This window comes from Nonomuraea sp. 10N515B (assembly GCF_052245915.1).
In the GTDB taxonomy this organism is placed as follows: domain Bacteria; phylum Actinomycetota; class Actinomycetes; order Streptosporangiales; family Streptosporangiaceae; genus Nonomuraea.
In genome coordinates, this window is record NZ_JBQQBQ010000031.1 from 24,970 (window position 1) to 38,683 (window position 13,714).

The 13,714-nt window shown below is 70.9% G+C and carries 14 protein-coding genes and 1 pseudogene; 6 read left to right on the forward strand and 9 right to left on the reverse strand.

All coding sequences use genetic code 11. From position 1 onward, the window contains the following. Positions 1 to 75: 75 nt before the first annotated feature. Positions 76 to 1,212 (forward strand): amidohydrolase family protein, encoded by a 1,137-nt coding sequence (locus ACTWQA_RS35445; protein WP_443163344.1) that lies wholly within the window; start codon positions 76 to 78, stop codon positions 1,210 to 1,212. 143 nt (positions 1,213 to 1,355) lie between these two features. Next, complete coding sequence (eno, locus tag ACTWQA_RS35450; RefSeq protein ID WP_443163345.1) at positions 1,356 to 2,639, forward strand: phosphopyruvate hydratase; 1,284 nt, start codon at positions 1,356 to 1,358, stop codon at positions 2,637 to 2,639. A gap of 24 nt (positions 2,640 to 2,663) precedes the next feature. On the opposite strand, the gene ACTWQA_RS35455 is transcribed toward eno, so the two are convergent. Both ACTWQA_RS35455 and ACTWQA_RS35460 read right to left on the reverse strand, forming a co-directional pair. After that, complete coding sequence (locus ACTWQA_RS35455) at positions 2,664 to 3,134, reverse strand: VOC family protein (RefSeq protein ID WP_443163346.1); 471 nt, start codon at positions 3,132 to 3,134, stop codon at positions 2,664 to 2,666. 110 nt (positions 3,135 to 3,244) lie between these two features. After that, a complete protein-coding gene (locus ACTWQA_RS35460; protein WP_443163347.1) occupies positions 3,245 to 4,282 on the reverse strand; it encodes an endo-1,4-beta-xylanase in 1,038 nt (345 codons plus the stop codon). Positions 4,283 to 4,406: 124 nt separating this feature from the next. Here ACTWQA_RS35460 and ACTWQA_RS35465 point away from each other — a divergent pair, with 124 nt between their 5' ends. Further along, positions 4,407 to 5,207, forward strand: a complete 801-nt coding sequence (locus ACTWQA_RS35465; protein ID WP_443163348.1) for a MerR family transcriptional regulator — start codon at positions 4,407 to 4,409, stop codon at positions 5,205 to 5,207. Positions 5,208 to 5,272: 65 nt separating this feature from the next. Here the strand turns inward: ACTWQA_RS35465 and ACTWQA_RS35470 are convergent, their stop codons facing one another. The 5 genes and pseudogenes from ACTWQA_RS35470 to ACTWQA_RS35490 form a co-directional block, all read right to left on the reverse strand. Further along, a complete protein-coding gene (locus ACTWQA_RS35470) occupies positions 5,273 to 6,478 on the reverse strand; it encodes an ABC transporter permease (RefSeq protein ID WP_443163349.1) in 1,206 nt (401 codons plus the stop codon). Positions 6,479 to 6,514: 36 nt separating this feature from the next. Continuing rightward, positions 6,515 to 6,670 (reverse strand): hypothetical protein, encoded by a 156-nt coding sequence (locus tag ACTWQA_RS35475; RefSeq protein WP_443163418.1) that lies wholly within the window; start codon positions 6,668 to 6,670, stop codon positions 6,515 to 6,517. Then, positions 6,667 to 6,807, reverse strand: a complete 141-nt coding sequence (locus tag ACTWQA_RS35480; RefSeq protein ID WP_443163419.1) for a hypothetical protein — start codon at positions 6,805 to 6,807, stop codon at positions 6,667 to 6,669. The genes ACTWQA_RS35475 and ACTWQA_RS35480 overlap by 4 nt, the downstream gene beginning before the upstream one ends. 85 nt (positions 6,808 to 6,892) lie before the next feature. After that, a pseudogene (locus ACTWQA_RS35485) lies at positions 6,893 to 7,045 on the reverse strand (ATP-binding cassette domain-containing protein); the annotation flags it as partial. Further along, a complete protein-coding gene (locus ACTWQA_RS35490; protein ID WP_443163415.1) occupies positions 7,023 to 7,472 on the reverse strand; it encodes a PadR family transcriptional regulator in 450 nt (149 codons plus the stop codon). The pseudogene ACTWQA_RS35485 and the gene ACTWQA_RS35490, both read right to left, overlap by 23 nt. Before the next feature lie 149 nt (positions 7,473 to 7,621). Here ACTWQA_RS35490 and ACTWQA_RS35495 point away from each other — a divergent pair, with 149 nt between their 5' ends. The 3 genes from ACTWQA_RS35495 to ACTWQA_RS35505 are packed head-to-tail and all read left to right on the forward strand — an operon-like array spanning position 7,622 to position 10,495. Continuing rightward, positions 7,622 to 8,767, forward strand: coding sequence for a sugar ABC transporter substrate-binding protein (locus tag ACTWQA_RS35495; protein WP_443163350.1), 1,146 nt, complete (start codon positions 7,622 to 7,624; stop codon positions 8,765 to 8,767). Beyond that, complete coding sequence (locus ACTWQA_RS35500; protein ID WP_443163351.1) at positions 8,760 to 9,728, forward strand: ABC transporter permease; 969 nt, start codon at positions 8,760 to 8,762, stop codon at positions 9,726 to 9,728. Before ACTWQA_RS35495 ends, ACTWQA_RS35500 begins: the two co-directional genes overlap by 8 nt. Further along, on the forward strand, positions 9,725 to 10,495 hold the full coding sequence (locus ACTWQA_RS35505; RefSeq protein ID WP_443163352.1) for an ATP-binding cassette domain-containing protein: 771 nt from the start codon (positions 9,725 to 9,727) through the stop codon (positions 10,493 to 10,495). The genes ACTWQA_RS35500 and ACTWQA_RS35505 overlap by 4 nt, the downstream gene beginning before the upstream one ends. On the opposite strand, the gene ACTWQA_RS35510 is transcribed toward ACTWQA_RS35505, so the two are convergent. Both ACTWQA_RS35510 and ACTWQA_RS35515 read right to left on the reverse strand, forming a co-directional pair. Continuing rightward, entirely contained in the window at positions 10,485 to 12,683 is a 2,199-nt protein-coding gene (locus ACTWQA_RS35510) for a polysaccharide lyase 8 family protein (protein ID WP_443163353.1), read from the reverse strand. The two genes, ACTWQA_RS35505 and ACTWQA_RS35510, sit on opposite strands and share 11 nt — an antisense overlap. A gap of 7 nt (positions 12,684 to 12,690) precedes the next feature. Continuing rightward, on the reverse strand, positions 12,691 to 13,674 hold the full coding sequence (locus tag ACTWQA_RS35515; RefSeq protein ID WP_443163354.1) for an Lrp/AsnC family transcriptional regulator: 984 nt from the start codon (positions 13,672 to 13,674) through the stop codon (positions 12,691 to 12,693). Between the last annotated feature and the right edge of the window lie 40 nt (positions 13,675 to 13,714).

Consider the following 13,714-nt stretch of genomic DNA (forward strand, 5'->3'; position numbering starts at 1 on the left):
CGCCCAGTCCCCCGCCCAGGAAATTGAGTAGGGCATACTCAGGGATTTCCGGCGAGGCCGTGCGACGTTGTCGGCATGCTCGCCTTACGCGCTCGCCGGCTCTTCGACGGCCGGGACATGCACCATGACCGCGTGGTGCTCGTCGAGAACGGGCGCGTCGCCGACGTCACCGGCGACGCGCCCGCCACGATCGACCTGGGTGACGTCACGCTGCTGCCCGGGCTGATCGACTGCCACGTCCACCTGGCCTTCGACGCCGGCCTCGATGTCCTGGGGACGCTGGAGCACCCGGGTCTCGCCGACCGGATGCGGGCGGCGGCGCGGCAGCACCTGGCGGCCGGGGTGACCACGGTGCGCGACCTGGGCGACCGCGACTATCTGGCGTTGGGACTCGGGCTGGGTCTCGACGGGCCGGAGATCCTTTCAGCCGGGCCGCCGATCACCACGCCCCAGGGGCACTGCTGGTTCCTGGGCGGCGAGGCGGCCGGCGAACAAGGGGTGCGCGAGGCCGTGCGGGAGCGGGCGGCGCGCGGCGTACACGTCATCAAGATGATGGTGACGGGCGGCGAGATGACCGCCGGCACCCACTCGCATCTGCTGCAGTACGGCCCCGCCGAGCTGAAGGCGGCGGCCGACGAGGCGCACGCGCACGGCCTGCCGATCACCGGGCACGCCCATTGCGCGGAGGGGGTCGCGCACGCGCTGGAGGCCGGGTTCGACTCGATCGAGCACTGCGGGTTCTTCACCGAGGACTCCTTCGAGGTGGATTACGGGCTGATCGCCCAGCTGGCCGCCGCGGACATCGTCGTGTCCCTCACGGCCGGGATAGTGCCGAGCCCGACGCCGCCGCCACCGCGCATCCAGCAGCGCATGGCGGGCATGGCGGAGGCGCTGCGTGCCTTCTACGCCGCCGGGGTGGACTTCGTCATCGGGACGGACGCCGGGATCGGGCCGCCCAAACCGCACGGGTTGCTGCCGTACGGGGCGGAGATGCTGGTCGAGCAGGGGTACGCCGCCATCGACGTGTTGCGGTCGATCACATCGGTCGCGGCGCGCGCCTGCCGGGTGGACGAGCGCAAGGGCATGATCGCGCCCGGGTTCGACGCCGACCTGCTGGCCGTGGCAGGCGACCCGCTGGCCGACATCACCGCGCTGCGGCGTCCGCAGGCGGTCTATCGGATGGGGCGTCTCGCCACCCGCGCCGCGCAGTGAGCCGCGTGTGCACAGTGTGCGCCCTGCTCGGCCGCCGCCCTACCGACAAATCTGCCGGCAAGTGAAGTTGATTTGCCCTTTGTGTGCGGGAACGACCATGACACCGTCGAAAGCGACCGAGACCGCACCCCTCAGGAGGAGCCTTGTGCGCCTTCCACATCATCGACCTGCGCGCCACGCAGATCCTGGACTCGCGCGGCCACCCCACTCTGTCGGTCACGCTGACCCTGGCGGGCGGCGCGACCGGCTGGGCCGGTGTCCCCTCCGGCGCTTCCGTCGGCTCCCAGGAGGCGGTCCAGCTCCGCGACGGCGACATGAGCCGGTACGGCGGCTCGGGCGTGACCCGGGCGGCGGCCCGCGTCACCGGCTCGATCTTCCACCGCCTCAAAGGCCGGCCGTGGCATTCGCTGGCCGACGTCGACCAGGCCCTGATCGAGCTGGACGGCACCGACGCCAAGAGCAGGCTCGGCGGCAACGCCACCGTGGGCGTGTCGATGGCCACCGCGCGGGCCGTGGCCGCCTCCCAGGGGCAGCAGCTGTGGGAGTTCCTCACCCCGTCCACGGTGCGGCCGCGGCTGCCGGTGCCGCACTTCAACCTGGTCAGCGGCGGCCTGCATGCCTCCAATCAGCTCGACTTCCAGGAATTCATGATTGCCCCGATCGGCGCGCCTTCCATGGCCGAGGCCGTACGGGCCGGGGCGGAGATCTACGCCGTCCTGCACGGGAACCTGGCCGCGGCCGGGCAGCCGACCGGGCAGGGTGACGACGGCGGTTTCGCGCCCGACTTCAGGCATCCGCGTGAGGTGCTGGCCGCACTGGTGGAGGCCATCGACGGCGCCGGCTACAAGCCCGCCCGCGATCAGGTGGCCATCGCGCTGGACCCGGCCGCCTCCCGGTTCCGCCGCGGCGACGGCGCGTACCAGGTGGCGGGCGAACGCCTGTCCAGTCTCGAGCTGATCGAGCTCTACGCGCAGCTGGCCGCCGACTACCCGATCTGGAGCATCGAGGACGGCCTGGCCGAGGACGACACCGAGGGCTGGCGCCAGCTGACCGACCGGCTCGGCGAGCGGCTGCAACTGGTCGGCGACGACGTGTTCGTCACCAGCCCCGCCGTCATCGAGCAGGGCATCGCCGCGGGGATCGCCAACGCCGCGCTCATCAAGGTCGACCAGGTCGGCACCGTCACCGAGACGTTGCAGGCCATGGAGGTGTGCCGCAAGCACGAGTACGCGCGGATGGTCTCGCACCGCGCCGGCGAGACCGTGGACGACTTCATCGCCGAGCTGGCGGTGGCCAGCGGGTGCGGTCAGTTCAAGTCGGGCGCGCCGGCGCGCGGCGAACGGGTGATCAAGTACAACAAGCTCATGCACATCGCCGCCCAGCGGCCGGATCTGCCGTACGGGCTGGCCGAACCGGGTGGCCGATGAGAGCTCACCGGCCACCCGCGCAGATCAGCCCGCGGCGGCCTTCTCCAGGGCCTGGACGTCGATCTTCTGCATGCCCAGCATGGCCTGCATGGCACGCTGCGCCCTGGCCGGATCCGGGTCGCTCAGCAGCTCGCTGAGGCGGCGCGGGATGATCTGCCAGGACAGGCCCCACCTGTCCTTCAGCCAGCCGCACTGCGACTCCTCGCCGCCGTCGGTGAGCTTGGCCCACAGCTCGTCGACCTCGTCCTGCGACTCGCAGTCGACGTACAGCGAGACGGACTCGTTGAACGTGAACTGCGGGCCGCCGTTCAGCGCGATGAACCGCTGGCCGGCCAGCTCGAACGTGACGATCATCGCCGTCCCCGCCGGGCCCGGCGCGCCCTCGGGGTAACGCTGGACCTCGAGGATGCGGGAGTCGGCGAAGAGCGAGGTGTAGAACTGCGCGGCCTCCTCGGCCTGATTGTCGAACCAGAGGTACGTGGTGATCTTCTGCATGACGCGATCCCTTCCACTGCCGTGAATCTGCTCTCTTATCAATCGCGTCGAACGTGTCCCCGCCGGTTCGACACGGCCGCGGGGAATTCTTTTTACGGCGTGGGCGCGAGCTAAGCCTTCTTCACCGTCAGCAGGGCGTGGTACGCGGGCTTGGGCGCCAGGTTCTCATCGAGCAGGCAGGCCGCACCCTCGCCGTCGAACCAGCCGGGGACCCACGAGTGCCGGTCGGTGAAGCCCCAGACGGTGAACTCGCGGCAGACCTTGACGCTGAGGCAGTCGGTCAGCGCCCGGCGGTAGTAGTCGGCCTGGGTGGCCAGCTTCTCGGGCGTCACCGGCAGCACCATGCGCACGTCCAGCTCGGTGACCGCGATCTCCAGGCCCAGATCGGCGAAGCGCTTCATGACGTTCGCCCAGTCGCCTGGGTAGTCATACTGGATGCCGAGGTGGCCCTGGAAGCCGACGCCGTGGATCGGCACGCCCTGCGCCTGGAGGTCCTTGACGATCGACAGTGTGGTCTCGATCTTGGGGGCGTTCCATTCCAGGTTGTAGTCGTTGATGTAGAGCTTGGCGTGCGGGTCCGCGCGGTGGGCCCAGCGGAAGACGTCGGCGATGTAGCCGGGGCCGAGGTGGGTGAGCCAGATGCTCTGCCGCATCGTGCCGTCGTCGTTGACCACCTCGTTGACCACGTCCCAGGCCCTGATCTTGCCCTTGTAGCGGCGTACCTGGGTGGTGATGTGGTCGCGCAGGATGTCCCTGAGCTCGGCGGCGTCGATGGTGCCGTTCTCGACGCCGGTGGTCAGCCAGGCCGGCAGCTGGTTGTGCCAGACCAGGGTGTGACCGCGGACCTTCTGGTTGTTGCGGCGGGCGTTGTCGACCAGGGCGTCGGCGTCGCCCCAGGTGAAGACGCCCCGTTCCGGCTCGACCGACTCCCACTTCATCGCGTTCTCCGCGGTGACGTGGGAGAACTCGCGGTTCAACACCTTGCGGTAGTCGTCTTCACTGCGCAGGGCGGCGATGTCGACGGCGCTGCCGATTCTGATGCCGTTCCGGTACGCGAGCTCACGCAGGTCACGCGGCGTACGGTGCTCGGCGTGGGCGGGGAATGGAACGGCGGCGACGAGCGCCAGGGCGATGATCAGGGACTTCACCGAAGACCTCCGAAAGTTTCGGGGGCGTAACGATATGTTTCGCCGTGGCCGGGAACTTAGGCACTCCAGAGCCCGTCGTCAAGGGCTTGAACCTCCCGTGACGGGAGGTCCTACGGTCGGAGGCGTGAGCAGACGCGACGACGACGAGCGCCGGTGGACCATCGGGGAGCTGGCCAAGGCCACCGGGGTCACGATCAGGACGCTTTACCACTACGAAGAGATCGGCCTGGTCGGAGCCGGTGAGCGGACGGCGGCGGGCCACCGCCGCTACACCGAGGCGGACCTGCGGCGGCTCTACCGCGTGCGGGCGCTGCGCGGGCTCGGCCTGTCACTGGACGAGATCGCCGACGTGCTCAAGGAGCCGTCGGACGACCTGACGGCGCTGCGCGGCCTGCTCGGCGCGCAGCTCGCCGAGATCGAGCTGCAGGCCGCCCGGCTGGTGCAGCTGAAGGACCAGATCGGCGGGCTGATCCAGGTGCTGGACGAGTCGGTGATGCCCGAGGCCGAGCAGTTCATGGCCACGCTGGAGACGATCTCGGTGTACGAGGCGTACGTCAACCGCGAGCTCCGCGACCACCTGGCGCGGCGACGGGCCGATCTCGGCGAGGACCGCATGAAGGATCTCAGGGCCGAGTGGCTGGAGCTGCTCAGGGAGACCCTCGGCCACCTGCGGGCCGGCAGACCCGTCGGCGATCCGGCGGTGCAGGAGCTGAGCGTCAGGTGGGAGTCCTTGGCGAGCGGGCTGCAGAGCGGCGACCAGCAGGTCGACGAGCGGCTCAGCGCGGCGGGCATGGCTCTGTGGAGTGACAACAGCGCCGCGATCAGCGAGGGCATCGCCATGCAGATCGACTGGCTGGAGGCCAGTGACCTCCCGGCGGTCATCGACTACCTCCAGCGCGCCAAGACCTTCAGGTCAGGAGAGTGACTTCGTCGTGCGCGAGCTCGGCCTCTACTCGTTGCGGACGGCGTCGTACCTGGTCGTGACGTTCATCAGCGGGAGCGCCGCCGCTCGATCAGCCCGGCCACCACCCCGACCGTCAGGCTGCACCCGGCAAGGAGGACCACGAACCAGGTCGTCAGCCGGGCGAGCGTGGTCAACTCGGCCCACAACCGCGACTCCTGCAGCACGGTGTCGCGCTGGGTGTTGAGTATCGCGCGGGGCAGGAGGAGCGCGGCCTGCGTACGGACGCGCTCCTCCGCCGCGAGGGTGCCGTCAGTCAGCACATAGAGGGCACGGATCGGGAGACCCGCCGCGCCCGGGACGGACTCGTGGATGGCCCCGGACATCACGCCGATGGTGGCGTCCCGTCCCATGCCGCGGGCCCGCACGGACTCCGGGAGTGGACAGGAGGCGACCACGATCCGGGTCAGCTCGGCACAGGACACGACCGAACTCCAGTCATCCGGATGGACCCGGATCGCCACCGTCCGCGCGCCCATCAGCGGCGCGAGCCTGGTGACCGGCTGGTTGCCGACGTAGATCTCGACCACGCCGGCCGCAGGCCACCGTAGAACGCGGCCCCCGGCGCGCTGCTCGCGGCGCTCGGAGGGACTTCCACCAGCCACGGCACACCGGCCACGATGGCGAGCATGCCGGCGATTCCGGCGCCCGGCAGCGCCATCCGTCAGGCGGTGGGCGGTGGGCGGCCGCCTACGGGAGGCACGGCCGCCGATGCCCAGCGGCGTGATCCGGATCCCGAGAATCGACGTCATCGCGGCGCCCACCGCCAGCAGCGGCACGCCTGCCAGCACCACGATCAGCCAGGCAGGCGCCACCGTGAGGTCGGAGTCGAAGAAGCGGGCCCCGCCGTGGGTCAGGTGCCCCGCCACCACGGGCCGGAGCGCCGTGTAGCCGAGGAGGCCGAGCATCGCCCCGGCGACCGCGCCGACCCCGGTCTCGGTGGCGGCCGTGACCGTGAGCTGCGTTCTGGTGGCGCCGGCCAGCCGCATCACGGCGAAGCGTTGCTCGCGGCGCACGGCGGCGATCCTCGTGACCATGACGATGTAGACGGCGACGGGCACGAGCAGCAGGACCGCCACGATCCCGATCAGCAGCCGCGCCGCCAGGGTGAAGGCGTAGTCGCCGGACAGGCCCGTCTGGATCCCGAGCACCCGCTGCGCGCCGGTGAGCTCGCCCAACCGCTCCGGGGTGTAGCCGACGGGAGCCGGTCGAGTCCGGGAGGAACCGGCGGGCACGCACCGAGTGCCGCGACGTGCACCCGGTGCAGCGGCTCACCCGCGAAGTGGTCGCTGACGGCCAGCCACAACATCGAGTCCGGCGCGGTGGCCGGGGTGGACGCCGACGCCGAGCGCGGTCAGCGCCAGCCGGGCCCATCCCGTACGGCCGCCGGCGACGGCCAGTCTCATCCCGATCAGCACGGCGTTCATCGGGCACCCACCGGCTGGACGACGAGGCCGTCGCGGACGATCGCCGTGCGGTCGGCGAAGGCGGCCACCCGCGGCTCGTGGGTCACGACCACCATGGAGGCGTCCTCCGCGCGGACCGTGTCGACGAGGAGCTCCATCACCTGGTCGGCGGCGACGGAGTCGAGCGCGCCGGTCGATCCGCACGTCGCGGAAGAGCACCTCGCCCGCGTCCGGCCGCAGCACGCCGGCCAGGCAGTGCAGCAGCGGGGACTTGCCCGACCCGCTGGGCCCCATGACGGCCAGCACCTCGCCGTCGGCCAGGGTCAGCGCAGCGCCACGCAGCGCCGGCGTCCGACCGAAGCTCTTGTGCAGGTCACGACCGCTTAGGACCGTCATCGCGGACCTCCTCCGCCAGGGTGGGCAGCCGGCCCGCCGCGTGCTCGATCCAGCGCAGATCCGCCTCGACGTGGAAGAGCTGGTAGTCGGCCAGCAGGGCGTCCTGCGCCGACTCCGCCTCGCGCCGCGCGGCGGTCAGCGTGCGCATCACGGCAAGGTGCCGCGTGCGCTGCGCGTCCAGGAACTCCTCGGCGGGCCGGCCCGACATCAGCGCCAGCGTCACCTTCGTGAACAGCACCGCCTGGAGCTGGAGCTGGGGCTGGGGATCCTCCGGTTCGGCGAGCCAGCGGTCCAAGTCGGTCACTCCCTCCGGGGTGATGGCGTACCGCTTGCGCTCCGGCCCGGCGCCCGGCTCCACGCCGACGATCTCGACCAGCCCGTCGCGGACGAGTTGGGCCAGGGTGCGGTAGACCTGCCCGAACCGGATCGGCTTGGCCGCGCGAACTGGTTGCTGACACGGGCGCCCGCAAGGAGTTCACTGGCGGAAAAGGAAGCCCCAGCGGGGCCATCGGGGGCACCCATACGGGTCCGGCCCCTGCGGCTGGACCGATTCGTAGGGAATACGAGGTCGAGCACATGAAGAAGATCCACCCCAAGGTCGAGGAAGCGGTCGACACCCTTCACCTCACCCCGATCGCGAGGCGGCGGCTGCTCACCGGCGCCGGGCTCGCCAGCGCCTCGGCCGCGGCCGCCGCGCTGCTGACGGCCTGCACGTCCGACCAGAGCCGGCCGGCCACGACCGGCGGCGGCGCGGCCGCCCCAGGAGACTTCCCCGCCACGCCCAAGTGGAAGTTCGTGCTGGTCTGCCACGTCACGACGAACCCGTTCTTCACCCCCACCCAGTACGGCGCCCAGGACGCGTGCGCGCTGCTCGGTACCGAGTTCCAGTGGACGGGCTCGAAGGACTCGATCGTGGCCGAGATGGTCAACGCGTGCAACGCCGCCATCTCCGCCAAGGCGGACGGGTTAGCGGTGGCCGTGGTGGACAAGGCGGCCTTCCGCGAGCCGGTCAACCGGGCGCTCGACGCGGGCATCCCGGTGGTGTCGTACAACGCCGACGGCGCCCGCGACGACAAGGGGACGGCGCGGCTGGCGTACATCGGGCAGGGGCTCTACGAGTCCGGGTACGCCCTCGGCCAGCGGGCGCTGCAGCAGGTCGACTCCGGTGAGGTCGTGGGCTTCATCGCCACGCCGGGCGCGCTGAACATCCAGCCCAGGATCGACGGCGCCGCGCAGGCGATCAAGGACTCGGGCAAGTCCATCACCTTTCAGTCGGTCGGGACGAACGCCGACGTCACCAAGGGACTGTCCATCATCGACGCCTACGCCCAGGGGCACCAGAACCTGGCGGGCATGCTGGCCGTGGACGCCGGCTCCACGCAGTCGATCGGGCAGGTGGTCAAGAAGTACAACATGCGCTCGAAAGGGCTCAAGGTGGCCGGCGGCTTCGACCTGGTGCCCGAGACACTGGCCGCGATCAAGAGCGGCGACCTGGACTACACGATCGACCAGCAGCCCTACCTGCAGGGCTTCCTGCCGGTGCTCTACCTCTACCTCTACAAGCTGTCGGGCGGGCTGCTGTTCCCCTCCGAGACGAACACGGGACTGCTGTTCGTGACGAAGGACAACGTGGGGCCGTACCAGACGACCAAGACCCGCTTCGAGGGCTCCGACACGGCGCAGAAGCTCGTGTCCCGCACCGGCCCCATTCCCCATGCGTAGCCTGCGGGAGGCGTTCCTGAAGCACCGGGAGGCCGGCGTCCTGGTGGTCGCGATCGCCCTGGGGCTGTACTTCGTGTCGGCCACGGACGTGTTCCTGACCCCGGACAACCTGGTCAACATCACCCAGGCCGCCGCGCCGGCCGCCATCGTGGTGTGCGGGACCGTGTTGCTGCTGGTCAGCGGGGAGATCGACCTGTCGGTCGGGGTGGTGGCGGCGCTGGCGCCGTTCATGATGCACTACGCGATCGACTTCTGGAGCTTCCCGGCGATCCCGGCGATCCTGCTGGCGCTGCTGACGGGGACGGCCATCGGGTTCGTGAACGGGTTCGTCACCGTGGTGCTGCGGGTGCCGTCGTTCGTGACCACGCTGGGCACGTTCTACGCGGTGACCGGGATCGTGCTCACCACGTCGCACGCCTATCCCGCCGAGATCCCCGAGCCGGTCGACGGGACGATCGGCTCGTGGCTCGGGGCCGCGCCGTGGGCGCATCTCTGGTGGGCTCTGGGGATCGTGGCCTTTCTGCATGTGGTGCTGACGCGTACCCGGTGGGGGTTGCACACGATCGCCGCCGGGGGCAATCCGCTGGGAGCCATGGAGGCAGGGGTGCGCACCGGCAGGGTCAAGATGGGAAATTTCATGATCGGCGGAAGTCTGGGGGCGTTCGCCGGTCTGATCGAGGCGTTCCGGATCCACACGATCGACCCCAACATCGGCGGCGGCACCGGGCTCATGTTCACCGCCGTGTCGGCGGCGGTGATCGGCGGCACGGCGCTGGCGGGCGGCTCGGGGACGATCGTGGGCGGCGCGCTCGGCGCGCTCGTGCTGGCGGTGCTGCAGAACGGGATGAACCTCATCGGCATCTCCGCCAACCCGTACTTCCTCATCCTGGGCGCCGCGATCCTGCTCTCGATGATCGCCAACGTCACGCTGACCCGGCTGCGAAGGGCGGGACGGACATGACCGAAGTCCTGCGCGCCGAATCGCTCTCCAAGCGGTTCGGCGCGGTCACGGCCCTGCGGGACGTCAGCCTGACCCTGGCCAGGGGCGAGGTGCTCGGGCTCATCGGCGACAACGGCGCGGGCAAGTCCACACTGGTCAAGCTCCTGTGCGGGTTCCACCAGCCGGACTCGGGCCGCATCCTGCTCGACGGCGCGGAGGTGACGCTCAAGTCGGTGCAGCAGGCCCGCTCCCTGGGCATCGACATCGTCTACCAGGACCTCGCGCTGATCAACGAGCTCAGCGTCTACCACAACATGTTCCTCGGCCGCGAGCACGTCGGGTTCGCCCGGCTGCTGAGCAACCGGCGCATGCGCAGGCTGGCCGCCGAGCACCTCGAAACGATGGGGGTACGCATCCCGTCGGTCGACGTCGAGGTCGCCAAGTTGTCCGGCGGCCAGCGCCAGGCCATCGCCGTGGCCCGCTCGGTCTACTCGCGCTCGCGGATCCTGCTGCTCGACGAGCCGCTGGCCGCGATGGGGGCCAAGGAGGGCGCGCTGATCCTCGACCTGGTCAGCGACCTGAAGGCGCGGGGCGAGGTGTCCATCGTGATCATCGCGCACAACTACGCGCAGATCCTGGAGGTGTGCGACCGGGTCAACCTGCTCCAGCACGGAACGATCACGTTCGACAAGCCCACCGCGGAGACCTCGCTGCAGGAGCTCACCGAGCTGGTGGTGGAGGAATACCGGAGATCACGGGAAAGGCCCGGCGAGCGGCCTAAGGGCTGAGCCGCACCGTGACCGTGATCGGGGCGCCCTCCCGCTCGGCAAGCCCATGGAAGTTCATGGTGGAGCCGTGCAGGAGGGCGTTCCCGCTGAGTAACCCGGCCACCGGCCGGTCCCAGGTCACGGTCAGTTCGTCCAGGTCACACCGGGGGTCCGCCACGGTGAGTGTGGCCGTGCCGTCGCCGTGCTCGCGGGCCAGGACCGCGCACGGGCCGGAGGCGGTCAGGTCGCCGGCGGCTCCGGCATTCCAGAAGTTCGCCGCCGTGAGCCTCAGCGACGGGACGTGGACGGCCTGCAGCCGGGCGGAGTTGGCCATGACGCGCAACCAGCCGGGGTCGGCGGCCCTGGCGCGCGTCTCCGCCCGGCTCGCGCCCGGCAGCAGCGTGTAGACGTAGCCGGCCGAGCGGGGATCCACGCCGTGGTCCAGCCAGAGCGTCACGTAGTCGTGGGTCCCCCGGCGTTCCCGCAGCGTGTGCAGCGATCCCGGCACCAAGTAGCCGCCGTGACCCTCGAGGTGGGCCCAGCCCGGCTCGACGGCGAGCGAGGCGCCGGTCCTTCGGTTGTCGACGATCGTCTCGACCCGGACCCCGTCCGCGCAGGTGATGCCCGCGCCCAGGCAGACGACGGCGTCGTCGAGGAAGAACCACGACTTGAACGCCTCCATCGTGCTCTCCAGCCCGCTGAGGTGCTGGCCGACGGCCGCATAGACGCCGTCCGTGGCCCCGCCGACCCACCGCCATGGCGTGCGCGTGTCTCCCCATCCCGCACCCGCGCCATCCGGCAGCCGCCGCGTGGAGACGGTCGTGCCCGGCAGGCGGTAGGGGTCCACGGTGGGCCAGAAGGAGTCGGAGTACTGGTCGCCGTGCCCGTCCGCCCACCAGTAGAGCATTCCTGAGCCGGTGTGCCAGCCGCGCAGGTTCTCGCCGTTGCCGTGCTCGTAATGGCCGATCCGGTGCGAGGCCATGCTGAGCGCCGCGCACCAGCCTGGCCGGCGGTGCACGGCCCTGGCGCTCATCGGCAGCAGCCGGTGCCCGACCGGCTCGGGCGCGGCCGGAACCGCGTCGTCCGCCATGATCGCCGCCAGGCGGGCGTGGAAGGTGGGCTCGCGGTGCTCCAGCATCGGCCGGTACGTGTTCCGCACCGCCCATCCCTTGACCATGGCGTGCCAGCGGGCTCGGTAGGCGACCGGGGCCACCTCGCCGAGCAGCAGGATCGCGGCGGCTATCTCGCGGCCCTTCTCGTGGTCGCCGAAGGGCCGTCGGCCGACACCGCGCCCGCGTACCAGGTCCATGCAGGCCCCGTCGCGCACGAACGGCGCGAACGACCGCTCAACCGCGTCGAACACGATCTCGTGCCTCACCTCCCACGGCGAGCCGCGCAGCACCGCGAAGATCATGGCCAGCCCCGACAGCAGCGTCACCCCGTAGGCGCCCTGATAGGGGACGTACGTGTGCTGGATGAAGGACCCGTCCCGGTAGAACCCGTCGCCTTCGCTGACGTACCGGAACACCGGCGTCAGCGCCGAGACCGCCAGATCCGCCTTGCCCGGGTCGGACCTGAGCATGGCCCGCAACAACATCACCAGGCACAGGTCCACGCGGTTGGCGCCGGTGCTGTTGCCGCCGTAGCGGGCGAGGCGGCTGTCGGGGACGAAGTGGTCCACGGCGTCCCGCAGGGCCATGCTTCGCCCTTCGTCGAGGCCGACCAGCACGGCGGCGTCCAGCAGCGCCCTGGGCACGCCGATCTGCCAGTGCCACCAGTTGCCCACGGGGTCGGCGCCGGCCGCGTACACCTGCCGCCTGTAGTGGTCGATCCCTGCGGCGACGGCCGCGGCCAGGCCCGGGTCGCCGGTCAGGCCGGTGCCTTCCAGCACGTAGGCGTGCGCCATCGTCCGCAACCGCCGCGGCGTCGCCATGAACGACGGGAAGGCCTGGTCCGGCCAGAGCGAGGTGCGGGACGGGGCCATGGCGTCGCGGTGGCGGGCGGCCGCTCTGCCCAGCCCGGCCAGCCATGTCCGGTACGGCTCCGCGGCCGGGTCGTAGCCGGAGCCCGCGCTGACCTCGCGCCACCGGCGGCGTAACCGCACGAACGAGTCGTCGGGCGTGTGCGCGGCCTCCGCCTGGGCCAGCGCCCCGATGATCCCGGCCGCGGCCACGCCGCCGAGCCGCAGAATGGATCGTCTGGAGAGCACGCCCCGATTATCGCGTCGGCAGCAGGGCCCCGGCTCGCTTGATCGTCCTGATGATCGGCGCGGTCTCGAGGTGCCTGATCGCGGGCAGCGCGCCCAGGCTCTCGGTGAGGTAGCGGTAGAACGCCGCGTCGTCGCGGCACACGACGCTGGCCATCAGGTTGTTGGGGCCCGTGGTCGCGCCCGCGTACGCCACCTCCGGATGCCTGGCGAGGGCCCGCCCGGTCGCGTCCAGCTCGGCCGGCGGCACCGACATCCACAGCTGCGCCTCCACCTGGTAGTCCAGCAGCGTGGGCAGCACGTCCATGTCGAAGAACAACGCGCCGGCCGCGCACAGGTGCTCCATGCGGCGTCTGACCGTCGACTCCGACCAGCCGGTCACGGCCGCCAGGTCGGCATGGCCCGCCCTGCCGTCCTGCGACAGCGCCTCGAACAACGCCTCGTCCCCGGGGCCGAGCACGACCGGCTCGCCGTCACCCCGCCTGGTGTAGACCCGCCCTGCGGCCAGGTGCTCCACCTGGTCGGAGGTGAGCGCGGCCAGGCCGGTCCAGCCGATCCTCCCGCCGACGAACATGTGCAGGGTCCGGTGCGCGGTCACCGACAACACCCGGTTCGTCCTGGCGAGCTTGTTGAGCAGCAGCGACTCGCGCTCGCTCGCCGTGCGCTGGAGCGCGCCGCAGGAGATCTCCGTGCCGCCGGACAGCAGGTGCACCCAGAAGGTGTCGGATCGCCGTGCGAGTGCCTGGGCGATCGAGACGGCGGCGTCGGGGGTGCAGCGCAGCCTGATCGACCACGACTCGTAGCCGAGGCGCCGCCCGTCCACGACGCCGACGACACGCAACATGCCGGTGGAGCGCAGCCGCCGGTAGCGGCGCGCCACCCGCTGGTCGGACACGCCGAGCACCTCGCCGATACGGCTGAACGAGGCCCGCCCGTCCACCTGCAGGGCATGCATCAACCCGCGGTCGACATCGTCCAGCGTGATGTTTTCCACCAACACAGGCTATCCGGTACGGAAAAGCGCCATATGGAGC

Bases quoted from the DNA above. Each gene is read 5' to 3' on its own strand.
- ACTWQA_RS35505 (WP_443163352.1), top strand. From the start codon at position 9,725: ATGACCGAAGTCCTGCGCGCCGAATCGCTCTCCAAGCGGTTCGGCGCG.
- ACTWQA_RS35495 (WP_443163350.1), top strand. From the start codon at position 7,622: ATGAAGAAGATCCACCCCAAGGTCGAGGAAGCGGTCGACACCCTTCAC.
- ACTWQA_RS35500 (WP_443163351.1), top strand. From the start codon at position 8,760: ATGCGTAGCCTGCGGGAGGCGTTCCTGAAGCACCGGGAGGCCGGCGTC.
- ACTWQA_RS35475 (WP_443163418.1), bottom strand. From the start codon at position 6,670: ATGAACGCCGTGCTGATCGGGATGAGACTGGCCGTCGCCGGCGGCCGT.
- ACTWQA_RS35480 (WP_443163419.1), bottom strand. From the start codon at position 6,807: ATGGAGCTCCTCGTCGACACGGTCCGCGCGGAGGACGCCTCCATGGTG.
- ACTWQA_RS35445 (WP_443163344.1), top strand. From the start codon at position 76: ATGCTCGCCTTACGCGCTCGCCGGCTCTTCGACGGCCGGGACATGCAC.
- ACTWQA_RS35455 (WP_443163346.1), bottom strand. From the start codon at position 3,134: ATGCAGAAGATCACCACGTACCTCTGGTTCGACAATCAGGCCGAGGAG.